Origin of the sequence: Microbacterium sp. zg.B48 (assembly GCF_024623505.1) — a bacterium.
Lineage (GTDB): Bacteria > Actinomycetota > Actinomycetes > Actinomycetales > Microbacteriaceae > Microbacterium.
The window spans coordinates 25,702-48,207 of the sequence record NZ_JANJFE010000009.1 but is presented as its reverse complement, the minus strand read 5'-3'; the positions used below and the strand labels follow the sequence as shown (position 1 = coordinate 48,207).

The 22,506-nt window shown below is 69.7% G+C and carries 21 protein-coding genes; 5 read left to right on the top strand and 16 right to left on the bottom strand.

Annotated elements, in window-relative coordinates; translation table 11 throughout:
* Positions 1-9: 9 nt before the first annotated feature.
* Positions 10-1,569 (bottom strand): chitinase, encoded by a 1,560-nt coding sequence (locus NQ152_RS07090; protein ID WP_257523490.1) that lies wholly within the window; start codon positions 1,567-1,569, stop codon positions 10-12.
* The gene (locus NQ152_RS07085) at positions 1,566-3,884 is read right to left on the bottom strand and encodes a glycosyltransferase family 2 protein (protein ID WP_308209116.1); all 2,319 of its coding nucleotides are present in this window, start codon (positions 3,882-3,884) and stop codon (positions 1,566-1,568) included. The genes NQ152_RS07090 and NQ152_RS07085 overlap by 4 nt, the downstream gene beginning before the upstream one ends.
* Before the next feature lie 256 nt (positions 3,885-4,140).
* On the opposite strand from NQ152_RS07085, the gene NQ152_RS07080 reads away from it, so the two are divergent.
* The 3 genes from NQ152_RS07080 (at position 4,141) to NQ152_RS07070 (ending at position 7,693) form a co-directional block, all read left to right on the top strand.
* Positions 4,141-5,793 (top strand): sensor histidine kinase, encoded by a 1,653-nt coding sequence (locus tag NQ152_RS07080; protein WP_257523489.1) that lies wholly within the window; start codon positions 4,141-4,143, stop codon positions 5,791-5,793.
* Positions 5,790-6,959, top strand: coding sequence for a hypothetical protein (locus NQ152_RS07075; protein ID WP_257523488.1), 1,170 nt, complete (start codon positions 5,790-5,792; stop codon positions 6,957-6,959). The genes NQ152_RS07080 and NQ152_RS07075 overlap by 4 nt, the downstream gene beginning before the upstream one ends.
* A 182-nt stretch (positions 6,960-7,141) precedes the next feature.
* Positions 7,142-7,693 carry a cell wall protein gene (locus NQ152_RS07070; protein WP_257501520.1) on the top strand — a complete coding sequence of 184 codons (552 nt, stop codon included), beginning with the start codon at positions 7,142-7,144 and terminating at the stop codon, positions 7,691-7,693.
* Positions 7,694-7,789: 96 nt separating this feature from the next.
* On the opposite strand, the gene NQ152_RS07065 is transcribed toward NQ152_RS07070, so the two are convergent.
* Positions 7,790-8,482, bottom strand: a complete 693-nt coding sequence (locus NQ152_RS07065; RefSeq protein ID WP_257501519.1) for an endonuclease/exonuclease/phosphatase family protein — start codon at positions 8,480-8,482, stop codon at positions 7,790-7,792.
* A 718-nt stretch (positions 8,483-9,200) separates the two neighbouring features.
* Here NQ152_RS07065 and NQ152_RS07060 point away from each other — a divergent pair.
* Positions 9,201-9,512, top strand: coding sequence for a hypothetical protein (locus NQ152_RS07060; RefSeq protein ID WP_257523487.1), 312 nt, complete (start codon positions 9,201-9,203; stop codon positions 9,510-9,512).
* Here the strand turns inward: NQ152_RS07060 and NQ152_RS07055 are convergent.
* The 3 genes from NQ152_RS07055 to NQ152_RS07045 form a co-directional block, all read right to left on the bottom strand.
* The gene (locus NQ152_RS07055; RefSeq protein ID WP_257523486.1) at positions 9,493-10,332 is read right to left on the bottom strand and encodes a universal stress protein; all 840 of its coding nucleotides are present in this window, start codon (positions 10,330-10,332) and stop codon (positions 9,493-9,495) included. The genes NQ152_RS07060 and NQ152_RS07055 overlap by 20 nt on opposite strands.
* Before the next feature lie 176 nt (positions 10,333-10,508).
* On the bottom strand, positions 10,509-11,540 hold the full coding sequence (locus NQ152_RS07050) for a tRNA pseudouridine(38-40) synthase TruA (RefSeq protein WP_257523485.1): 1,032 nt from the start codon (positions 11,538-11,540) through the stop codon (positions 10,509-10,511).
* A 325-nt stretch (positions 11,541-11,865) separates the two neighbouring features.
* Complete coding sequence (locus NQ152_RS07045) at positions 11,866-12,702, bottom strand: VanZ family protein (RefSeq protein WP_257523484.1); 837 nt, start codon at positions 12,700-12,702, stop codon at positions 11,866-11,868.
* Between the two features lie 330 nt (positions 12,703-13,032).
* Between NQ152_RS07045 and NQ152_RS07040 the strand changes: the two genes are divergently transcribed.
* Positions 13,033-15,000, top strand: a complete 1,968-nt coding sequence (locus NQ152_RS07040) for an acyltransferase family protein (protein ID WP_257523483.1) — start codon at positions 13,033-13,035, stop codon at positions 14,998-15,000.
* Between the two features lie 60 nt (positions 15,001-15,060).
* Here NQ152_RS07040 and NQ152_RS07035 read toward each other — a convergent pair whose 3' ends face one another.
* The 10 genes from NQ152_RS07035 to map form a co-directional block, all read right to left on the bottom strand.
* Entirely contained in the window at positions 15,061-16,089 is a 1,029-nt protein-coding gene (locus NQ152_RS07035) for a GNAT family N-acetyltransferase (RefSeq protein WP_257523482.1), read from the bottom strand.
* A gap of 188 nt (positions 16,090-16,277) precedes the next feature.
* Positions 16,278-17,162, bottom strand: coding sequence for an endonuclease domain-containing protein (locus NQ152_RS17245; RefSeq protein ID WP_257523481.1), 885 nt, complete (start codon positions 17,160-17,162; stop codon positions 16,278-16,280).
* A 382-nt stretch (positions 17,163-17,544) separates the two neighbouring features.
* Positions 17,545-18,108, bottom strand: a complete 564-nt coding sequence (gene rplQ, locus NQ152_RS07025; RefSeq protein WP_257523480.1) for a 50S ribosomal protein L17 — start codon at positions 18,106-18,108, stop codon at positions 17,545-17,547.
* Between the two features lie 40 nt (positions 18,109-18,148).
* Positions 18,149-19,138: a DNA-directed RNA polymerase subunit alpha gene (locus tag NQ152_RS07020; RefSeq protein ID WP_257501510.1), complete on the bottom strand. Its 990-nt coding sequence runs from the start codon at positions 19,136-19,138 to the stop codon at positions 18,149-18,151.
* A 182-nt stretch (positions 19,139-19,320) separates the two neighbouring features.
* Positions 19,321-19,719, bottom strand: a complete 399-nt coding sequence (gene rpsK / locus NQ152_RS07015) for a 30S ribosomal protein S11 (RefSeq protein WP_257501509.1) — start codon at positions 19,717-19,719, stop codon at positions 19,321-19,323.
* 37 nt (positions 19,720-19,756) lie between these two features.
* Positions 19,757-20,131, bottom strand: a complete 375-nt coding sequence (rpsM, locus tag NQ152_RS07010) for a 30S ribosomal protein S13 (RefSeq protein WP_257523479.1) — start codon at positions 20,129-20,131, stop codon at positions 19,757-19,759.
* A gap of 264 nt (positions 20,132-20,395) precedes the next feature.
* Entirely contained in the window at positions 20,396-20,512 is a 117-nt protein-coding gene (rpmJ, locus tag NQ152_RS07005) for a 50S ribosomal protein L36 (protein ID WP_056224002.1), read from the bottom strand.
* Between the two features lie 79 nt (positions 20,513-20,591).
* Positions 20,592-20,813: a translation initiation factor IF-1 gene (infA, locus tag NQ152_RS07000; protein WP_017201569.1), complete on the bottom strand. Its 222-nt coding sequence runs from the start codon at positions 20,811-20,813 to the stop codon at positions 20,592-20,594.
* A 148-nt stretch (positions 20,814-20,961) separates the two neighbouring features.
* Positions 20,962-21,654, bottom strand: coding sequence for a DsbA family protein (locus tag NQ152_RS06995; protein ID WP_257501507.1), 693 nt, complete (start codon positions 21,652-21,654; stop codon positions 20,962-20,964).
* An 8-nt stretch (positions 21,655-21,662) separates the two neighbouring features.
* Positions 21,663-22,496, bottom strand: coding sequence for a type I methionyl aminopeptidase (gene map, locus NQ152_RS06990; RefSeq protein ID WP_257501673.1), 834 nt, complete (start codon positions 22,494-22,496; stop codon positions 21,663-21,665).
* Positions 22,497-22,506 lie beyond the last annotated feature (10 nt).

Genomic DNA, 22,506 nt, shown 5'->3' with positions numbered 1-22,506 from the left:
CCGGCCCGGTCACGGAATCACCTCGGTCTCGGCCTCGGCCTCCACCAGCTCCCAGGGGGAGCGGTCGTGGTCGGTGATCCCCAGCGACGGGTCCTCGCCCTGCGTCCACCACTTCGCGACGAACGCCGTGCCCTTGTAGAGCACGCGGTCCCCGGCGACGTAGATCCCCGTCGCGGACCACTCCGGGTACGTGCCCGGTGCGGCGGTGGGCAGCGAGAACGGCTCGTCGTCGCGCAGCACCGGGCCCACCAGCGTCCACGCGGTCGCAGTGCCGTCCAAGGTGGGATCATCCGGTTCGGCACCGCCCCTGGTCCACCACTTCGCGGCGTAGACGTTGCCGTGCCACACGACGCGCACGGCGGTGGAGTAGGCGAGGTTCTTGGACCAGACCGGGTACGGGCTGGTGTCCGGATCGTCCTTGACGACCGGGGCCGGCCGCTGCGTCTGAGCCGGGGTGGATGTCGGACGCCCGTCGAACCCGGCCGACAGCAGCGCGGCGAAGGTGCGGTCGCCTTGATCCACACCGCTGCACGAATCCGAGACGATCTCGGTGTTCGGGTAGTTCGCGCCACAGGTGCGGTCGCGGTTCACCGACCACATCGACATGCGGTCGAGGGAGTTCTCGGCGGCGAAGTCGTTCAGCTCCTCCGCGTCGTCGAGCGTGAAGACCTCCCCCGCGACATCGTTCTGTCCGATCATGGGCGTGGCCCCCAGCACCGACCACGCACCCGCGCGGGGCAGGCTGATCTCATGCCGGCGATAGAGCGCGCTGAGCTGCGTGTGGGTGGCCTTCAGAGCCGAGATCGCGGCATCCGCCATCGAGGCTCCCTCCAGATCGATGCCGTAGTCCATGGTCATGACGTTGACCCCGCCGAGCTCGACACCCGCCGTGAGCATCTGGTCCACCGATGCCAGCCCGGCGTCGGTGAGGCCGTGCGTGGCGACGGGCAGCGTGAGCCAGACGATGAGATCCTCGCCCTTCTTGCGGCGCTTCTCCTGCAGCTGGGCCACGGCCTCGGCACGCCGGACGCCGGCCACCGTGTCGGCCAGGTTCTCGCCCTCCACGTCCAGATCGATCATCTCGATGTCGTAGCGGTCGATGACCGCCTCGTAGGCGTCGGCCAGGTCGTCGACGGTGCGACACGCGCCGGCGAGCTCGGTGTTCAAGGCGCCCCCGAAGGACACCGCCACCTCGGCGTCCTTCTGGCGCATGCGCGCGACGCGACGGTCCAGATCCAGGGCCGTGGCGGCCTCTTCCAGCCCGTAGTAGGTGCCCCACGACGGCACGCACGAGTCCTCGGCCTCGGCCACGATGAAGGCGAGCACCACGTTCGAGGGCGCACCGGATGCCGACGTGGGCATCTCGGAGACCGGTGCCGCCGTCACGTCGAAGTAGCCGCCGAACCAGCGCGGCGCGGCCTTCACCGTCGATTCCGCGCTGGCCTGTCCGTTGGCGAACATCGGGACGGCGATGCCGGCGCCCACGACGGCCAGCACCGCGATCACCGCTGCGCTGACGCGCCACGGCGACAGTCTCTGACCCGCGTGACGACCTGTTGACCGCGTCATACCCGTACCTTCGTCTTCTTCGGCGTGGTTGATTCGCGACCGGGCGGCGTCGCGCCCGGCGCCGCGTGTCCTTCGTGCAGTGCGGTGCGCCAGTCCAGGACCGCGTCGTCGTCGCCGGAGGCGTCCGCGCGACTGCGGTCGGCGTCGATCCACATCCAATCGGTGATCCCGATCCAGACGTCCACGATCGAGTTCCGTATGCCGATGTACGCCAGGATCGCCCAGGAGGCCAGCACCGCGTTGATCGTCGAGAACGCCAGCGTCCCCCACGCGCCGTCGAGGAAGCTGCGCCACGCGACCAGGACCGAGAAGCCGACGATCACGTAGGGCGCGACGACGTACAGCAGCTGCGTCGCGGTGCGCTCCTTCACCTTCGGCGTGCGCGCGAACGGGATCTTCATACCCGTCAGGCCCTGCTGGATCGACTTGAAGACGCCGGCCAGGTTGACCGGCAGCATGATCAGGTTGAACCCGTAGATGCGCAGCACGTCGGTGCGCTTGTAACCGGTGTAGTGCAGGTCGCTGGCCATCGCGAGGAAATACGGCAGCGCACCCACCAGCACCAGCGGGCTCACGAGCCGGCTGTCGTACGGATAGGCGAGCAGGAAGAGCAGCCCGAAGCTGGCCCAGGCGATCGAGGCCATGTAGTTGACGCGCAGCATGACCTCGCCCAGCGCCAGCGGCTTGAGCATCTGGCGGCGCTCGCGCATCTGCTTCCACAGCTTGGGGAGGATGAGCAGGCCGCCGTTCGCCCACCGGCGCCGCTGCACGACGAGCGAGCCGAAGTCGGGGGGCGTGGCGCTGTAGCTGAGCCGCTCGGGGTAGTTGATCAGAGTCCAGCCGTGCTCACCGAGATCGACACTGGACTCGGTGTCCTCGATGACGGTGCGGTCCTGCACGTATCGGCGGACCTCGAACCCGTCGACCATGTCGATCTCGAGGATGTCATCGAGCGCTTCCATGCGGATGACCGCGTTCGCGCCGACCCAGAAGGTCGCGTTGTGCGCGGTCATGCCCTGATGCAGGATGTGCTGCACGTCGGTGGTGGCGCCCGCGAGCCGCTCGATGCGCGTCGGCGCCTCGCGGAACGACGAGTACGGGGTCTGCGTCACGGCCACGCGGGCGTTCTGCGGCTGCTCGAGGAAGTGCACGAGGCGCAGGCAGTAGTCGCGCAGCAGCACCGAGTCGGCATCCAGGGTCAGGACGAACTCCGAGTACGGCACGTCCAGATCCGCCGGCTGGGCACCGGTGACGGGGCGCAGCAGCAGCCCGTCCGGCGTCTGCTCCTCGTGGAAGCGCCCGCCGAGAAGGCCGATGTAGGAGTTCAGGTTCATCGCCTTGTTCGCCTCGTGCGACAGCGACACGTATCGCTTGCGCTCGAACCAGGCGACCTCGACGGTGAAGATCCAGACCAACCGGCGGAACAGCTCGTGCACGCGGGCGGGCGGGATCATCTCGGACGCGTCGATCGCCGCGCCCACCGCGGTCGCGGTCGTCTCCAGGTCATCGGCCAGGCCGAGCAGCACCTGCTCGACGAAGAAGTCGTCGACGTGGTCTTCGCGCGGCTGCGCGGCGGCCATCTCGCGAAGCCACTCCACCGCCCACAGGTACTCCTCGAACAGGCGCACCATCGAGTGCTCGGTCAGACCCTCGGCGAGCAGCGACTCGTGTTCGCAGGCGATCAGGGCGAGGCTGAATCGCTCCGCCGGCGCGTCCATCGCCGCCATGATCTCCGCTGCGATCCCGCGGGTCTCGTTCAGCCGGTCGAGGTCGGCGGGGTCGCTCGGGTTGGGGTTGTCGTCGACCAGCAGCACGACACGCAGCGAGGGGTACTCCTGCAGGGCCGCGGACCAGAGCGTCTTGCGGACGATCGCGGGCTCTTCGGCATAGGACGGCACCAGTACGGTCAGCGTCTCGTGCGGGCTGGAGAAATGCCGGTCCAGCTCGGCGCGCGGCGCGCGCCGGTGCTCGCGGAACCGCTGGTAGGCGCCCTGGCGGGCGACCAGATACATCAGCGCCGAGAAGGTCAGGAACGTGACGACCAGAAGATACGACACCGCCTCGATGACCCGCCACGCCGTGTCGAACGCCCCGGCCATCAGGAGCGTGACGACGACGGTGAGGACGTAGAGCGCCCAGACGGCGATCGTCACCCAGATCGCGACACGGCCCCAGATCAGCTTCGCGTTGGACGGGCGGTCGTGGACGGCCGGCAGGGACGCCTGGGAACGCTCGGTTCCCCATTGCCTCTTGCGCCGCATGGACGGAGCCTCGCGCTCGGCTGCCTGCACCTCGATCATGGCGATCGGACTCACTTCCCCCGCTGAAACTGACCCGGCAGACCGTCTCGGCCGCTCGTTACCGACACTAGGGCGCCGCGGTCCCGCATCCGTATCGGCAGGGCGGATCTTCATGCGTTCGCAGAAATATTGAGGTGGGATGCCGAGATCTTCAGCCAACCTTGCGCCCGCCCGCCCGCGCGCGCGTTCGCCGACGTCGTGATGCGGTATCACGTGCGACTCCGCGATGCCAGCCACCACTCCCGGGACCGCCCCGGATAGACTCGCGAATGTGACCACCGGGGGTAGACGTCGGGCGCTCCCGATGGGGGCGCCCGACGTCCGCACGCGCTCGATCTGGATGACGCAGTTGGTCCTGGCCGCCAGTGTCGTCGTGATCGGTCTGCTCGTCCTCGCCCTGCAGCCGCAGCTGTTCGCGGTGTGGACGTTCACCGCCGGCCTCACCGCGATCATCCTGTTCACGCTGGCCACATTGATCGTGCCCTGGTCTCGCCTGCCGAAGGTCGCTGTGCTGACCATCCCCTTCTTGGACGCGCTCGCGATCGGATTCATCGGCATCACCACCGAACAGGCATTCAGCTTTCTGTGGGTGTTCCCGGTGATGTGGGTGTCGATGAACTTCCGCGCCGAGACGATCGGGGCGATGCTCGGCGTGATCGGCGCCATCCTGCTGATCGACGCGACGGCGCCATGGGGAACCGGACCGACGCTGACGATCTTCATCGTCATGCTGTCGCTGACCTTCATCGGCATCACCACCCACCTGGCGATCCGCCGGACGCGCTCACTGCGGCGGCTGCTGATCCGCCAGGCCGGGCGCCTGAACGCGACGGCCGACCGCCGCAAGGACCAGGAGCGCAGCGCCCGCGAGATCCTGAACGGCGTCGACACCGGGATCGCACGGATCTCAAAGGCCGGTGCCGTGCTCGCCGTGAACGACTCCTACACCCGGCTGTACGCGCTCGATCCGCTGGACCCCAGTCTTCCGGCGCGGTCGGTCGAGTACACCGGCCTTCGCGAGATGCCCATCCCCGCGATGGACCGTCCGTTCGCGCGGGCCGCGCGGGGTGAGACCTTCTCCGACGTCCGCGTCTGGCTGTTCACCCCGAAGGGCGAATGGCACGCGCTGTCGGTCAGCACCAAGCGAGTGCAGGCTTCCGCGCGCGAGGAGCCCAGCCACCTCCTCGTCGTCAACGACATCACGGACATCACCCATGCCGAACGCGAGCGCGCGAGGCTGGCGGCGATCGCGTCGCACGAGCTCAAGCATCCGCTGACCGTCCTGATCGGAAACGCCGAACTCGCCCTCGAGAGCGATGACCTGACCCCCAAGACGCGACGGCGCATCGAAACCATGCTGGGGGCGAGCAATCGGATGGTGGAGATGACGGCGAGCATGCTCACCTCTTCGCGGACCACAGGCAATTACACCCACGACGAGATCGACCTGTCCGAGATCGTCGCCGACTCCGTCGCCTCGTTCAGCCCGACCGCACGCGCACACAACGTCACGATCGACACTCCGGTCGCCAACCAGCTGCTCATCGTCGGCGATGCCTTCCGGCTTCGGCAGGTCATCGACAACCTGCTCAGCAACGCGATCAAGTACACGCCCTCGGGCGGACGCATCCAGATCCGGACCCGGCGCGACGGGACGACCGCCGAGTTCGTCGTGGCCGACACCGGCATCGGGGTGTCCGCGGAGGAGCTGCCGAAGCTGTTCGACCCGTACTACCGGGCGCCGGCCGCGAAGGAGACGGCGACCGGAACCGGCCTGGGGCTGGGCATCACCCACGAGATCGTCACCTCGCACAACGGGACGCTCTCGATCGAGAGCGAGACCGGCGTCGGCACGACCGTGACGGTGCGGCTGCCCACCTCCGCGGCGATCGCGTCCCGAGCCGGCGCAGGGGAGACAGCGTGATCGACATCGACGCCGCATCGGGGTGGTCCTTCCAGCTCGCGCACGCCGCGCTCGCCACACTGGCGACGCTGCTCACCGTCGGCGTCGCGTTCCTGAGCAGACCGGGCAAGGCGACGCTGTACTGGTCGTGCGCCTTCACTCTCGCCATGGTCGCCACCTTCGGTGTGGCCGCAAGCGAGGCCAACGGCTCCGAGCTCATCCGGCGCATCTGCCTGGGCGCGCTGATGGGGGGCTCGGCACTGCTGTGGTCGGGCTTCCGCGCCTATTGGGCGGTGCGCCCGTTCGTCTGGGTGGGACCCGTCGTCGGCGTGCTGTCGGCGATCGCACTCGTCGCCACCGGCGACGGCGGGGGATTCAGCATCGCCTACCGCGTGGTGTTCCTGGTCGCGTCGGCCTTCGCGATCCTGCTGTTCGTGGATTGGCTGCGCTTCGGCGATCGCGGCAACCGCCTGCTGCAGCCCCTCATGGTGATCTCGGTCGCGTTCGGTGTGGTGGGGATCGGGAACGCGGTCGCCGGCCTGATCTATCCGCCGACCACCGGGGACGATCTCATCGTCGTGCGCTCGATCTCATCGATCGGCCTGCTTCTGTACGTGGCATCCGCGCTCGTGGCCATCCTCGGCCTGTCATGGCGAGAGAGAAGCCTGCGCAGCCCGGCCGCCGCACCGTGTGACTGGGAGGCGTTCGAGCTCGGGGCGAGCGACCGCCTCGCCAGCGCGCAGCGCACCGCTGAACAGTGCTCGATCGTGTACCTGCGGATGGACGACGCCGCTGAAATCCGGCAGGCGGCAGGCACCGTGGCGCAGCTGGAGAGTGCGAAAAGCCTCACCCGGCTGATCCGGTCCGCATTTCCGCCCGACTGCAGCGTGTGCCCGGACGCGACCGGCACCTTCGTGCTGATCCCCCACCCGGACGCCGCCGTGCGCGCACTCCTGAGTTCGTGCCTCGAGCAGGTCGGTCAGCTCGAAGTACCCGGCCAGCTGCCCGTTCACCCCTCGGCGAGTGCGGGATGGGCGGCGACCTCCACGCTCGGGTACGACCTGAATACGCTGATCCTGATGAGCCGCGAGGCGGCGATCCTGGCCAGCCAGAACGGCGGCGACCGCTGGGAGCGGATGAGTGCGGCCGTGGTCCGGCGGCTGCTCATGGGCGAGGGCGTCGCGTAGCTTCGGCGCTCTGCGATGGTCCGGCTACCGGATCGACGCGCGGTCAGCGACCACGATGCTTGCCGATACCTGCGCCGGCCCCTAGTCTGGAGAGACTGGCACCGCAGCTTCTGCTGCCGGTGCCTCCGTCTTGATGCCGACCTCCGCACTCGATGCCGCCCCCCGCACCGCGAGAGAGATCCATGAAGCACCCCGTTCGCACCCTCCTGACGGCCTCGGCCTTCGCAGCCTTGGTTGCTCTGGCGCTGCCCTCCGCGGCATCCGCCAATGCGATCTACCCTCCGTCGGGGTCGTGCACCGTCTCGCCCGCCACGGCTTCTGCCGGTGAGACGCTGCGGTTCCAGTGCGCGGCCGAGACGTTCTCGCCGGACGAGCCGGTCACGATCACGGTCACGGGTGAGAACGGCTCGGGAGCCTCGATCGGCATGATCAAGTTCGCCATCAGCACCGCCAGCGGTACCGCGCGGTCCACGGAGATCGGCTCGCTTCCCGCGGTGCCGATCACGCTGCCCTCGAACGCGAGCGGTACGTACATCATCGCCGCCGTCTCGCCGACCTCCGCCGGCAGCACCGCCGCCGCGACAGTCAGCAACGCCAGCGGCGGACTGCCCACCACCGGCATGGACAGCGCGTCGCTGACCGGTCTGTGGATCGGCGGAGGCGCGCTCGTGCTCGCCGGCGCCGCCCTGGGTGTGACGGCGATGGTGCGCCGCTCGCGCAACAACGCGGACTGAGCGACCTCGCGTCGGGTTGCTGCCGGTCCGGGTGCTGCGCCGCGGTCGGGGTCAGGCGGCGTTCGCCGTCGGGTCCGGCGGCGTTCGCGGTCCGGGTCAGGCGGCGTTCGCCGCGGACTGGCTGGTGATGTGCGCGGTCACCAGGATCGGCAGGTGGTCGCTGAGGCCCTGCGGCAGTGTCCGGACGCGGTCGATCGTGAACCCGACGGAGGTTGCGAAGTCATAGTGTCCGCGGAAGAACCGGTAGCGGGTGTACGTGCGCGCGTCGCTGAGGTTCAGCTCGTACCCGTGCTCGCGGATCTTCTGCCCCAGGTTCTCCTTGAACACCGGATAGTTGTAGTCCCCCACCATCAGCACTGGAATGCCCTCGCCCAACTGCTGCAGCTCGGTCAGCGCGGTGCGGATCTGGTGGCGACGGAGTGAGTTCAGCGCGGTGAGCGGCGCGGCGTGGAAGGATCCGACGATCACGTCGCGGTTCTGGTCGATGTCGTGCAGCCGGACGCCCAGCATCCGCTCTTCTGCGGGCTTGAGAACGCGGTCGTGCATGGACTTCTTCAGAGCCATGGAGCGGACATCCACGAGGCGGAACGTGTTCTCGCGATAGTAGACGGCCAGGCCGAGGCGGTTGCGCGAGGTGGCGTTGGCCAGGCGGAGCCCGCCGATCGTGTCGGGCATGCTGGTGGTGTCGCACTCCTGGAGGCAGAGCACGTCCGCGCTGTGACGGGAGACGAGTGCCGCGAGCTCGCCCGCGGCGCGATGCTTGCGCAAGTTGTAGGAGATCACCTTCATAGCGATCCCAGCCTATGACGCCCCGCTTTCCCGGGCATGCACCCTTGACAATGACATGCCGAGTTCCCAGCCCTCGCCCGGATTCGCCGTCGCTGGCCCCGCCCCGCCGAGAGTGCACGTCGCCGCCCGCGGGGGTGCGCGTTGTTGCCCGCGAGAGTGCACGTCGCTGCCCGTGAGAGTGCACGTCACCACTGCCCAGAGTGCGCGTTGCTGCCCGCGAGAGTGCGTGTCCCCGGCGCTCGCGGTGCGGCTTCCGGCCCCCAAGAGTGCACGCCTGCAGCAGGTGCGCCTCCGTGTGCAACCCGGTCGGGCGCTCTGCGTCCCCCAACACGTACCCTCGGCAGCAGGGGGAAGCACCCTCCGCAACGACGACATGCACTCGCGCGGGCGGCGACATGCACTCTCGGCAGCAGGGACATGCACTCTCGGCAGCGGGGACATGCACTCTCGCGGGCGGGGACATGCACCCTCGGCGGCGGGGATGGGCCTGCGATGTACGAAAACCTGCGCGCGGCCACTCCTGCATGGGGACAGGACCGAGGACGGGGACACCGCATGACCACGAGAATGATGCACCCGAAGCGCGCCGCGCGCGTGCGCCTGCGGCGGCTCGATACCGCCAGCACCGCCAGCCCGGCATCCCCCCGACGACTCCGGGGGCTCCCTCGCCGAGGCGGTCCGGATCGCCCGTCAGGCGCGGATCGCGGCCGAGCGCGCGTTGCGCCGAAGCGAGATCGAACGCGATCGCGCCGGACGCGCGCTCGAGCTGACCCTCCCGCCGCGGATCGATGAGACCGAACGTACCCGGCTGCGCGCCGTCCACTCGGATGCCGCCGCCGCCGTCCGCGGGGCACGGGCAGCGGTCGATCGGGCGCGCGCCGTCGAGGATGCCGCGACCGCGATCCGCGACAACGCCGACGACGACGGGAGCCGGCTGAGCCAGGACCTCGCACGGAGTCTGCTGCGGTTCCTCGAGTCCCGGCGCGCCGCCGACTCGACCTCCGCCCCGCTCAGCGCACGATCGACGTGATCGTCGCCAGCCGAGCCAGCACCTCTTCGCTGATCGAACCGAGCAGGAGGCGCGCGACGGCGCCACGACCGTGCGAGCCCAGCACCGCGAGTCGCGCGGATCCGGCCATTCGGTTCAGGATCTCGGACGGGTACCCTTCCTCGACGTGCTTGACGATCTCCAGATCCGGATAGTCCTGCCGCAGTCCGGCAACCGACAGCGCGAGCGCCTCCTCGGCCAGCGACTGCATGTTGCGCAGATACTCCTCGGGATACACCCCCGGGTTGTGCGGAGTGACGACCGGCGTCCACACGGTGACGACGGTGAGCGGCTCGCGCATCCGGTCGGCCTCAGCCGCGGCGAAGGCGATCGCCCGCTCCGACACATCCGACCCGTCCGCGCCGACCAGCACACCCGACCGCCCGGACACGTCCAGATCCGGAACCACGACCACCGGGCAGCGCGCCCCGGACACGATCCGCACACCATGGGCACCGCGCGCGGGCCCGGGGTCCGGACCGCGGTAGTCGCTGCCGATCACCAGAAGGGCGGCATCCGCTGCGGCATCGATCAGACGCTTGACCGGGTTGCCCCGCTCGACCCGCACGGTCGCGACGACGCCGCGCTCCTCGATCCGCCGCACCTCGTCCTCGAGGCGCTGACGGCTCGTTTCCATGGCCTCCTCGATAACCGCGCGCTCTCCCACCGCGCCGACCGCACCGCCGACCACGGAAATGAGCTCGACGCTCTGCCGCCGATCGGCCGCCCGCTGCACGGCCCAGTCCAGGGCGCGGCGCGACACCGGCGCATCGGTGATTCCTACGACAATCCTGTTGGTCACGTTGTCCCCCTCTTCCTCCAACCTACGCCGGAAGGGCGCGCCGGCGGGCGGGGGCGACCGGCTCGGCGCGCTTCGGAGGACGATCGGATGCCGCGGCCGCGCTCGCCGGCCACCTCCGCCCGCCGGACCGGCCCCGGCTCACTGCCGCTGCGAAACAGGCCGGCAAACGCTCGCGTTCACTCGAGGTCGCGCCGGGCTCGAGTCTGCTCGGCACGCCGGGCGAGGAGTTCATCGGAGGGGTAGCCGACCTCGGTGAGGGTCAGTCCGCGCGCGGCGATCACGGTGAAGTCGCTCGTGCGCAGGCCTTCGTCTCGGATGTCCCGCACGTCATCGACATCCAGCCGGCCCTGACCCACCGCCACACACGCGCCGACGAGCGCGCGGACCATGCTGTGGCAGAACGCGTCCGCTTTCACGTTCGCGACCAGGACGCCCTCGGCATCCCGTCGCCAGTCGAACTCGAGCAGGGTTCGGATGGTCGTGGCCATCTCGCGGGGTTTGCAGTACGCCGCGAAGTCGTGCAGGCCGATCAGCGATCGCGCCGCGGCATCCATCGCCTGCTCGTCCAGCGCCGCCCGCACGGTGGTGGTGCGGTGACGCTCGAGGGGGTCGTAGCCCGTGACGGTGTCGGAGATCCGATAGGAGTAGCGCCGCCACACCGCCGAGAAACGGGCGTCGAAGCCTTCGGGCGCGACGGATGAGTGATGCACCGCGACGTCGGAGTACGACCCGACGACGCCGCGCACGCGCGCCGCGAGTCGGGCGGCCGCCGCGGCGAGGCCCGGATCGGGCGCGGAAGCGGGGACGGTCAGATCGGACGGCAGGGTGGCAGCGGTCGGATCGGGCGCGGAAGCGGGGACCGTCAGGTCGGGCGGCAGGGTGGCAGCGGTCGGATCGGGCGCGGAAGCGGGGACGGTGGCATCGGGAGCTGCGGTGGGCGCCCCGGGATGGCGGTCGGCCGCCCCGGCGACGCCGACTCGGCTCCGCCGCAGCCGCGCCACCTGGTTCGCGGCGAGGTCGACGTGGGCGACCTGTCCCGTGGCGTGGACTCCGGCATCGGTCCGACCCGCGACGACGAGCGACGCGGTGCCGCCGAGGATGCGCTCCAGCGCGCCCTCGACCGTCCCCTGCACCGTGCGGAGATCGGGCTGGCGCGCCCAGCCGCGAAAGTGCGTCCCGTCGTAGGCGATGTCGAGACGGATGCGCACCCGCTCAGTGTAGTTGCGGCCCGCGGTGGGTCCCTGCGGCGCTGTGCGGGGGCGCAGGCCGTCCGCGGGGGCGCATGCCCTCTTTCCCGCGCCGATCCCCAGAGCCCGGCACTCGTGTCCCGGTAGGCAGAGCTCCCTCGCCCGTGTCCCGATAAGGCAGAGCTCCCTCGCCCGTGTCCCGCTAAGGCAGTGCCCCTCACCCGTGTCCCGAAAGTTGTTGCCCAGCGGCCTTCCAAGCAACAACCAGTGGGACACGAAACGGGAGGGAGGGCATGGGAGGGAGGGCCGGAGTCGGGGAGGAGAGCACCCCGGAATCGACGACCGGCTATCGCGGGACGTCGCTGGGCAGCGGCGGCTTCGGCGGAATGCCCACGGACGGGATGCCGACGACCCCCGCCGACTCCGATGCAGCAGCGCTCGGCCCGACGCCCCCCGCCGACTCCGATGCAGCAGCAATCGTGCCGACGCCCCTCGCCGACTCCGATGCAGCAGCAGTCGCACCGACACCCGCCCTCGACTCGGACGCCCCGGCCGCCGACGCAGCAGCGGTCCCGACCGACGGGATGCCGTCGCCCTGGCCCCGCTGCGATGCGGCGAGCGCCGCGCTCCCCGACGGCCGCGGAGGCCGCGGGGGCACGAGCGGCAGCGGCGGGACGTGTGGGGGGACGAAGCCCAGGGTGGCCCAGGCATCCGTCGCGCTGTCGGTTTGCGGCATCCGAGCGGCCGGACGACGCGGGGGAAGCGCCCGGCGGTATTCGACGAACGCGACGATCAGCATCCCGATGCACGCACCGGCGGTGTTGGCGATGATGTCGAGGGTGCTCGGCGTGCGCTTGTCCAGGAGCAGCCCCTGAGCGCACTCGATCGCGACGGTGACGACGATCGCGATCGGGAGGATCAGGTAGCGGCGGCGCAGGATGAGCATGAGGAGCACGCCGAGCGGGACGAACAGCAGGATGTTCGCGGAGAACTCGATGCGCGCGTAGGTCAGAGCCGGGAGCACCCGGGTGATCGTGCGCAGCAGCGGACCGGCGCCGCCGTCGACCGGGACCGGCCAGAGCGCGATGAGCGCGAGGGTGACGGCGTACACCGCGAGCACGAGACGCGCGCGGGCGCGGCGGGTGGCGGGCAGCTTCCGGGGGGATGATTCAGCGGTGGTCATGCGGGCCTTTCAGTCGGACGCCGCAACGCTGATGCGTGGGCCAGAGCTTACCGGACCCGGCTGGGCGCAGTGGAGCGGAGCTGACCACCGGTGCCTCCGGCTTCGCCCGGCTGCCGGTGGCACCGGCATCGCCCGGCCTGCCGGAGGCACCGGCATCGCCCGGCCTGCCCGAGGACAGTGCCTGCGCCGCAGGCCCGGGCCTGCCGAAGGCTCTGGCAACCCCCGACCTGCCGAGGACAACGACTCCGCGGACGCGCCGACCGCAGCGCGCGGCGGCCCGGCGGTGTCCCACCCGCCTTTTAGACTGAGGGCTGCCATCCCTGGAAGTTGATGACCTCGCACACCCTCCCTCGCTCCCCCGCCCGATACGCAGGCCTCGACGGCATGCGCGCCATCGCGGTGACCCTCGTCGTCATCTACCATCTGTTCCCCGCGTCGGTGGTGCAGGGCGGCTTCATCGGCGTCGATGTGTTCTTCGTGATCAGCGGCTTCCTGATCACGACGCTCCTGCTGCGCGAGCACACCGCCACCGGACGCATCGGATTGCGCGGGTTCTGGCAGCGCCGGGCGCGGCGCCTGATTCCGGCGCTGGCGGCCGTCGTCACGGTGTGCGCCACCGGGGCCTGGCTCGTCGGCGGCGATGTCCTGGTGCGCCTCGGCGAGCAGGTGCTGGGCGCGGCGACCTTCAGCTACAACTGGGTCTCCATCGCCGAGGGGACCGGATACTTCTCGGCCGCGACGCCCGAGCTGTTCCGCAACTTCTGGTCCCTCGCCGTCGAGGAGCAGTTCTACCTGCTGTGGCCGCTGCTGCTTCCGCTGTTCCTGCTGCTGCCCCGGGCGTGGGGGCGTGCGGCGGCCGTGCTGGCCCTGGCCGCGGCATCCGCTGTCTGGATGGGGGTCATGGTGTCCTCGGGAACGGACGTGACCCGCGCGTACTTCGGCACCGACACGCACGCGTTCGGCATCCTGCTGGGCATCGCGCTGGCGTTCCTGCTCGAGCGGATGCTGGCACGGGCGCGCCAGGCCGACTCGACCCCCGCTGCGACCGGCTCCCGCCGAGTGCGGATCGCGACCGGACTGACCGGCGGCGTAGCCCTGGCCGGACTCGTCGCCCTCGCGCTGCTGCCTCCGACGTTCACCGCCGTGACGTTTCCGGGCACGATCGCCGCTGCCAGCATCCTGAGCGGGATCGCCATCGTCGCAGGAGTGTGGCCGGGCTCGACCTTCGGGCCCGTGATCGACGGGCAGCCGCTGCGCTGGATCGGCGACCGTTCGTACGGCATCTACCTGTGGCACTGGCCGCTGCTCGTGCTGCTGGTCGCCGGCATCCAGCGCACCAGCCCGGACGCCGGCGTCCCGGAATGGATCGGCGGCGTCGCGCTCGGTCTGACCCTGGCCACCGCCGAGCTGTCGTACCGCGTTCTGGAGACGCCGGTGCGGCGGTACGGGTTCCGGGGGTCGCTCGCGCGAATCAGCGCCCGCCTGCTCGGATCGCCCGCAGCGCGCGTACGCGCCATCGCGAGCGTCGCGGCGACCGTGCTGCTGGTCGGCGGAACATCCGCCGCGATCGCCGCCGCGCCGGACGTGTCCTCCGCGCAGTCCGCGGTCCAGGCCGGTCGCGAGGCCCTCGATGCCGCCGTGAACCCGGCGCCCGCCGCGTCCGCTGTGCCTGCGCAGCCGCAGGCGCCGCCTGCCGCGACCTCCGGGCAACGCGTGCTGCCGACGCCCTCCCCCACCCCGGTCGCCGGCGACGAGATCACCGCGGTCGGCGACTCGGTGATGCTGGCCTCCGCTGCCGGGCTGCTCGAGCGGTTCCCGGGGATCACCGTGGACGCCGCGGTGTCGCGGTCCACGTGGGCGGGTCCCGGCATCCTGCAGGCGCTGTCCGACAGCGGACAGCTGCGCTCGTACGTGGTCGTCGCACTCGGCACCAACGGACCGCTGAACGCGGAGGCGATGGAGCAGATGGCGCAGATCGTCGGTCCCGACCGCACGCTCGTGCTCGTGAACGCGTTCGCGCCGCGCGACTGGATCCCCGGCGTCAACGCGGACCTCGCCGTCTTCGCCGCCTCCCACCCCGGCGTGTTCGTCGCGGACTGGTCGGCCGCGATCGCCGGTCACACCGACCTGCTCGCCGGTGACCAGATCCACCCGGGGGATGCCGGCGCCCGGGTCTTCGCCGACACCGTCGCCACCGCGGTCGCCCAGGCCGAGCAGGCGCGCGCCGATGCCGCGTACCAGGTCGAGATGCGCGCATACCGGCGGCTGCATCACAGTGAGGTGCGGGTGCCGGAGTAGCCCGGATCCTCGCGCGGCCCGCGGTCCGCGCCGCGGCGGCCCGAGAGACCCGGCCCCGCGCTAGAAGCGCCGGACCAGCGCCGCCTGCCGCTGCGTCGGCCGGAAGCCGAGGCGTTCGTACAGCCGATGCGCGCCGGTCTTGCTCGCGGTGTCCACGTCCAGCACGGCCTGCTCGAGCCCGGCGGACTTCGCCGCCTCGAGCGTCCGCGCGATCACCGCCGGCGCCAGCCCGCAGCCCCGGTAGTCCCGCACGACCCCGATGAGGTCGATGTAGGTGTTCGGGGCGCCGAGCGCCGCCCAGTCCTCCTCGTTCACCGACGCCAGGCAGAACGCCACCACCCGTCCCTCGGCGAGGGCGAGCGTGGACAGGTCCGGACGCAGGAACGGCCCGCCCACGAACTGCTCCCACCGCTCCGGCGTGCTGGGCAGGCTTCCCCAGTGGTCGCGGAAGGCATCGTTGCGAGCCGCGAGCACATCCGCGGAGCGACCGGCCGTGTACGGAACCAGCTCGATACCCTCAGCGGCAGCAGGCGCATCGACCTGCGCCGACAGGTCGCGCTGCATGGACGTGAACCACCGCTCGGTGCGCAGGCCGAGCCGCTCGCCCAGGGTCACAGCATCCGTGTTGCCCTCATCGACGTACTGGAAGATCGCCGCCTCCGCAGTGGACCCCGTGCTGGCAAGGATCTCGCTCGCCCGCGCGTAGAGCCACCCGATGAGCTGCGTGCCGATCCCCCGCCTGCGCCAGTCCGGGTGCACCGTGCCCTGCAGGTACGCGTGCAGCTCGGCATCCTGCGTGGGATGCACCATCGCCCACCCCATGGCCACCACCGCGCCGTCGGGCGCGATGGCCAGCAGCGTGTCCCGGGCGACATCGACGTGCGATAGCTCGAAGATGTCGGCGATGTCCTCGCGCGGGGTCACCCACGTGGGGTGGTCCAGCCGATCGGATGCCACCAACGCCGCATGCACCGCATCGATGTCCTCGACGGTGGCGGGTCGGAACACGACGTCCGGATGCTGCGGCAGAGCGGGCGGTCCGGCATCCAACTGCTCGGACAGGGGTCGACGGGTTGCTGACTCACTCACGCCCGCAAGCGTACTCGGCGGCGCGGGCGTCTTCGATCCGGCCGGAGGCGCGCGGGGCCACAACTCCTGCAAATGTCGCTGCGCGTGTGCATCCCGCGCAGGCGCGCAAGCCCTGGCGCGCAGCGCGCCGCTGAGTCTGCAGGAGTTATGCGCCGCCGATGGTCGCACTGCCCGCCGCGGGAGGCGGCTCAGCGGTATGACCAGGCCGATCGTGCGGCGAGAAGGCCGCGGATTGCGGATGCGACGCGGTCGGGATGGTGCAGCAGGTCCTCGGCAAGTACGCGGAGCGTGACATAGCCCTGCTCCGCCGAGGCGAGATCCCGCCGCCGGTCGTCGCGCTGCTTCACCCATCCCTCGTGATGGGCCTTGCTGTCGCACTCGAGGATCAGGAAGCCGTCGACCACAAAGTCCACGCGCCCTACGCCGGGTATCCAGACCTGAGGCTCGAACGAGATCGGCAGCTCCCGGAGTATCAGCCGCTGCAAGGTCTCTGGACCGGACTCCGCCCTCCCGTCGACCTGTTCCAGAAGGGCGATGCAGCGCGCGGGCAGCCCGGAGAACGCCTCTCGCACCTGCGGCATGGTCATGACCTGCGCGTGCAGCAGGCTGTCGATCGTCGCGATGACTTCGCGCGTGGGCAAGCATCGCGCCATCTCGCGCACGGCATCGTGCAGAGACACCATGTGCGCGGGCGAAGAGGGGTCGGTGGCGTCCGACCAGTGCAGCCGGATTTCCGACGCCTGCCCCCTCATCCAGCGCGTCCGACTGTCGTCGGGCATGCGCAATCGGGACATGGCACGAGGCACCTGCACGTGCGTGCGGTGCGCGGCGAACACGAAGACCTCGGGTGCGGCCAGCACGATGGCGCTGATGCAGGTGAGCCGTCCCCCGATCCGCACGGCTCTCGCAACCGCGCGGTTCGCGTCGGCGACGACGTAGTGATCGCGTCGCAGTCTGATCAGCGTGCCGTCGCGAACCGCGCGGGTGATCTGCTTCGGCCGGTAGCCGAGCTGGAGCAGATCCAGGCGAGAGAACACCGTCGTCCGCAGGACGTCCATCGCAGCCGCTTCCACAGCAGCAGAGTGGAGTCCGCCGCGGTCCCGCGGGGGTTCCGTGCCGACACCTGTGGTGAACTCCCGCTCAGGCGGGACTGGGGAGGCGTGGTTCGGCGCACACGCCACCAGGCCTCCGGGCTGCGCGGCGCACAGCTCCTGCACACCCCGCTCCGCGGCGGCGGCCCGTTCCGGAGCTTCCGCGTCCGCCGCCCCCGCGGACACCCAAAGTGCAGGAGTTATGCGCCCACGCCCGCGACCTGCCGGCGCCGGCACCGGCGCCCGCGCCCGCGCCCTGCCGGCGCCGCCACCCGCGACGCAGCGCGAACCACACCCGCCCCCCGCAACGCAGCGAGACCCGCGTGCCGGCAGGCACGCGGGTCTCGCTGGCAGAGCTGAGGTGCTAGGCCTTCTCGGCAGCCTCGGCGGTGACCGCGGCTTCTTCGGCGGCTTCGTCGTCCGCGGCGATCTCGACCGCGGCTTCGGCGGCCTCGTCGGCCTCGGTGACGGTCCCGTCAGCCTCGACCTCGTCGGCGGGAGCCGATTCGGCAGCGGGCGCGGCAGCTGCGGCGGCAGCGGCCTTCTTCGCGCTCTTCGGCTTCGGGTTCACCGGCTCGAGGACGAGCTCGATGACCGCCATGGGGGCGTTGTCGCCCTTGCGGTTTCCGACCTTCGTGATGCGGGTGTAGCCACCCTCACGGTCGGCGACCAGCGGCGCGATCTCGGTGAACAGGACGTGCACGACTTCCTTGTCACCGATGATCGACAGCACGCGACGACGCGCGTGCAGGTCGCCGCGCTTGGCGAACGTGACCAGTCGCTCGGCGAGGGGACGCAGGCGCTTGGCCTTGGTCTCGGTCGTCTTGATCGACTTGTGCGTGAACAGGGCCGCGGCGAGGTTCGCCAGCATGAGGCGCTCGTGTGCGGGTCCGCCTCCGAGGCGGGGTCCCTTCGTGGGCTTAGGCATTCTTCATTACTCCAGGATCAGAATTCGGGGGAACCGGGACTCAGACGGTTTCGTCGTCGTAGCCGCCGTAGAAGTGTGCACCGTCGAACCCGGGGACCGAGTCCTTCAGCGACAGACCGAGCGAGACGAGCTTGTCGCGCACCTCGTCGACCGACTTCTGACCGAAGTTGCGGATGTTCATCAGCTGCGTCTCCGACAGGGCGACCAGTTCGCTGACCGTGTTGATGCCTTCACGCTTGAGGCAGTTGTACGACCGGACGGACAGGTCGAGGTCCTCGATCGGCATCGACAGCTCGTTGGACAGGACGGTCTCGACCGGCGCGGGGCCGATCTCGATGCCCTCGGCCTCGACGTTCAGCTCGCGCGCCAGGCCGAACAGCTCGGTCAGGGTGCGACCGGCCGAAGCGACGGCGTCACGCGGTGCCATCGAGTTCTTCGTCTCGACGTCCAGCACGAGCTTGTCGAAGTCGGTGCGCTCGCCGGCACGGGTGGCCTCGACGCGGTAGCTGACCTTGAGCACGGGCGAGTAGATCGAGTCGATGGGGATCTGGCCCGACTCGGCGTACTCGTTGCGGTTCTGGGTGGCCGAGACGTAGCCGCGGCCACGCTCGATCGTCAGCTCGAGCTCGAACTTCGCCGTGTCGTTCAGGGTGGCGATGACCAGCTCGGGGTTGTGCACCTCGACGCCGGCCGGAGCCGAGATGTCAGCGGCAGTGACCTCGCCGGCACCCGTCTTGCGCAGGTACGCGGTGATGGGCTCGTCGCGCTCGCTCGAGACGACGAGCTGCTTGATGTTCAGGATGATCTCGGTGACGTCTTCCTTCACGCCGGGGATCGTGCTGAACTCGTGCTGGACGCCGTCCAGACGGATGCTGGTGACAGCTGCGCCGGGGATCGAAGAGAGCAGGCTGCGACGCAGCGCGTTGCCGATCGTGTAACCGAAACCGGGTTCCAGGGGTTCGATGATGAACCGGCTGCGGAACTCCCCGATCTTCTCCTCGGTCAGTGTCGGACGCTGTGCAATAAGCACTATGTGTTCCTTTCGGCTAAGTGCCCGCTATTTGACACTTGCAGTGATGAGTTGTGTTGAGTTTTTCTCGAGGATGCCGTGAACCACGTGCCGCGGCATCCGTGACCTGATACGGCCGCTGCGCGGCCTGCTCGACAACCGTCTGGGGCTGTGGAGCAGACCGCGCGCGGCGCGAAGGGGTCTCAGACGCGGCGGCGCTTGGGCGGGCGGCAGCCGTTGTGCGCCTGCGGCGTCACATCGTTGATCGAACCCACCTCGAGGCCGGCGGCCTGAAGCGAACGGATGGCGGTCTCGCGGCCGGAGCCGGGACCCTTCACGAAGACGTCGACCTTCTTGACGCCGTGCTCCTGCGCCTGGCGGGCGGCCGATTCGGCGGCCATGCCAGCGGCATACGGAGTCGACTTGCGCGAGCCCTTGAAGCCCACGCCGCCCGAGGACGCCCAGCTGATGACAGCGCCGGACGGGTCGGTGATCGAGACGATCGTGTTGTTGAACGTCGACTTGATGTGGGCGTGGCCCAGTGCGATGTTCTTCTTTTCCTTGCGACGCGGCTTGCGCGCGGCGGTCTTAGGTGCAGCCATGTGCGATTCTCCTGAATCCTGATGCGCAGGCGGCGGCCTAGCGCGCCTTCTTCTTGCCGGCGACGGTGCGCTTGGGGCCCTTGCGGGTACGTGCGTTGGTCTTGGTCCGCTGACCGTGGACGGGCAGGCCACGACGGTGGCGGATGCCCTGGTACGAGCCGATCTCGACCTTGCGGCGGATGTCGGCGGCGACCTCGCGACGGAGGTCACCCTCCACCTTGTAGTTGCCCTCGATGTGGTCGCGCAGCTGGATCAGCTGCTCGTCCGTGAGGTCCTTGACGCGGACGTCAGGGCTGATCTCGGTCGCTGCGAGGATGTCCTTCGACCGGTTGGGGCCTACGCCGTAGATGTAGGTGAGGGCGATCACCACGCGCTTGTCGCGCGGGATGTCAACGCCGGCAAGACGTGCCATGCGGTTCTCCTGGAGTGTGATGGAGGTGTGGAGCAGAATCGGTGCCCGGGCCTCCAGCCCGAGGTGTCCCCTCCGAGGAGGTTCTGAATCTGCTTGTGGTCCTCCCCCGGTCATCGGGTAGCGGCGCGGCCGCGTAGCGAGACGGAGGAGAAGTCTTTATGGAGTTGTGTCTGTGGCCGAGATCTCGATACGCGCGCTGCGCGCGCTACTGGATCTTGACCCGAGTCGCATCAACGCCGTTTCACGGCGGTGATCCGACTCGACTCAACCCTGGCGCTGCTTGTGGCGCGGGTTGGACTTGCAGATGACCATGACGACGCCGTGACGGCGGATCACCTTGCAGTGATCGCAGATGGGCTTGACGCTGGGATTGACCTTCATGTTTTTTCCTGTTCGCTGTCTTCGTACCGTCGCGCGCGGCGCGGGGCGCCGGCGTTCGGGCCGTTACTTCTCGACCGGTCTAGCGGTAGCGGTAGACGATACGGCCGCGGGTCAGGTCGTAGGGGCTGAGCTCCACGACCACGCGGTCCTCCGGAATGATGCGGATGTAGTTCTGCCGCATCTTGCCCGAAATCGTGGCGAGCACCTTGTGTCCGTTGCTCAACTCAACGCGGAACATCGCATTGGGAAGCGCCTCGGAGATCACGCCCTCGATCTCGATGACACCGTCTTTCTTCGCCATACACTCGCTAACGCCTGGCAGACTGGTCGGTCTGCGTTTGGGTGGGATTTGGTGTCGAGACACGCCGATGAAGGCGCAACGCACCAAGGGTCAATCATACGTGATAAAAGGACCTATCGGCAACTTGGGGCACCGGATGCCGCGGGGCTCACTCGAACAGTGTGCCCAGCTGAGCCGGGTCGGGCAGAGTCGAGTTCGCGATGACCGCGCCGTTGATCGCAATGGTGGGCGTGCCGACGCCGGCCGCGCCCGGGGCGACCGGGGTCTTCTCGGTCATCGCCGCGACGTAGGTCGCGAACTCGCCCTCGGTCACGCAGGCGTCGATCCCGGATGCGCCCACCCCGGAGGCGACCTCCAGGATCTGCGCGTCGGTGAGCCCGGGCGTCCCCTCGGCCGGCTGGTTCGCGAACATCGCCTGCATGAACGGCACCGACAGCTCCGGCTGGGTCAGCGCGACGCAGTACATCGCGTTCGCCGCCCGCGTCGAGTACTGGGTGCCCTGCGACTGGCGGTCCAGGATGGAGATCGGGTGGATGTTGAGGGTGATCGTGCCGTCCGCGACCAGTCCCTGGATCGCCTCACCGTAGAGCTGCTCGAACTGGTTGCAGACCGGGCACATGAAGTCGATGTAGGTGTCCATCGTCTGCTCTCCGCTGCCGACGGCGATGGCGCCGGTCTCGGCGTCCACGCTGGGCGCCTGCGGGGTGACGGTGGGGCCGGCATCCGGGGCGGAGCTGTTGTTCAGCTGGACGACGATCACCGCGACGACGACCAGGACCACCACGACGACCGCGGTCACCCCGATTGCGAACCAGTTCATCTTGCGCGCGGGAGCAGCCATTGCGTGTCCTATCCGATCTCGCGGGGAGTCACCCCGAACGGCGCCAGCCCGGCGGCACCGCCGTCGGGTGCCGTCAGCACCCAGATGCCTCCATCATGCACTGCGACGCTATGTTCCCAGTGGGAACCGGCTGTGCCGTCCAGAGTCGAGACGGTCCAGTCGTCGTCCTCGACGAAGGTCGCCTGATCGCCGATGACGACCATCGGCTCGATCGCGACCGCCAGGCCGGGTCTCACCTCGGGGCCGGGGTCGGCGACACGGTAGTTGAACACGGACGGCGCCTCATGCATCTTGCGGCCGATCCCGTGCCCGACGTACTCGCGCAGGATGCCGTAGCCGTGGCCGGACGCGTCGATGTAATCCTGCACCGCGCCGCCGACCTCGCCGAGGTGGCGTGCGGTGGCCAGCGCGGCGATGCCGGCCCACAGGGAGCCCTCGGTCACGCGGGAGAGCTCTTCGCGCTCCGCGACCAGCTCCGGACGTGTCGGGTCCGGCACGACGAACGTGATGGCCGAGTCGCCGTTCCAGCCCCGGTACTCGGCACCCGCGTCGATCGAGACGATGTCACCGGGCTCGAGGGCACGCGCGGACGGGATGCCGTGCACCACCTGCTCGTTGATCGACGCGCAGATCGTGTGCCGATAGCCGCGCACCATCTGGAAGTTGGATTTCGCACCGCGCGCGGTGATGACCGCGGATGCCGCGGCATCCAGTTCCAGCGTGGTCACCCCGGGGGCCACCAGCGCCCGGATGGCCTCCAGCGCGGCCGCGGTGATCAGGCCGGGCTCGATCATCGCCTGCAGCTGAGCGGTCGATTTGTAGATCGAGCGGCGGCCGGGCAGAGACGGGGTC

Coding starts and splice junctions, on each gene's coding strand:
- NQ152_RS07090 (WP_257523490.1), bottom strand. CDS start 1,569: ATGACGCGGTCAACAGGTCGTCACGCGGGTCAGAGACTGTCGCCGTGG.
- NQ152_RS07070 (WP_257501520.1), top strand. CDS start 7,142: ATGAAGCACCCCGTTCGCACCCTCCTGACGGCCTCGGCCTTCGCAGCC.
- NQ152_RS07065 (WP_257501519.1), bottom strand. CDS start 8,482: ATGAAGGTGATCTCCTACAACTTGCGCAAGCATCGCGCCGCGGGCGAG.
- NQ152_RS07045 (WP_257523484.1), bottom strand. CDS start 12,702: ATGACCACCGCTGAATCATCCCCCCGGAAGCTGCCCGCCACCCGCCGC.
- NQ152_RS07040 (WP_257523483.1), top strand. CDS start 13,033: ATGACCTCGCACACCCTCCCTCGCTCCCCCGCCCGATACGCAGGCCTC.
- rplQ (WP_257523480.1), bottom strand. CDS start 18,108: ATGCCTAAGCCCACGAAGGGACCCCGCCTCGGAGGCGGACCCGCACAC.
- rpsK (WP_257501509.1), bottom strand. CDS start 19,719: ATGGCTGCACCTAAGACCGCCGCGCGCAAGCCGCGTCGCAAGGAAAAG.
- rpsM (WP_257523479.1), bottom strand. CDS start 20,131: ATGGCACGTCTTGCCGGCGTTGACATCCCGCGCGACAAGCGCGTGGTG.
- rpmJ (WP_056224002.1), bottom strand. CDS start 20,512: ATGAAGGTCAATCCCAGCGTCAAGCCCATCTGCGATCACTGCAAGGTG.
- infA (WP_017201569.1), bottom strand. CDS start 20,813: ATGGCGAAGAAAGACGGTGTCATCGAGATCGAGGGCGTGATCTCCGAG.
- NQ152_RS06995 (WP_257501507.1), bottom strand. CDS start 21,654: ATGGCTGCTCCCGCGCGCAAGATGAACTGGTTCGCAATCGGGGTGACC.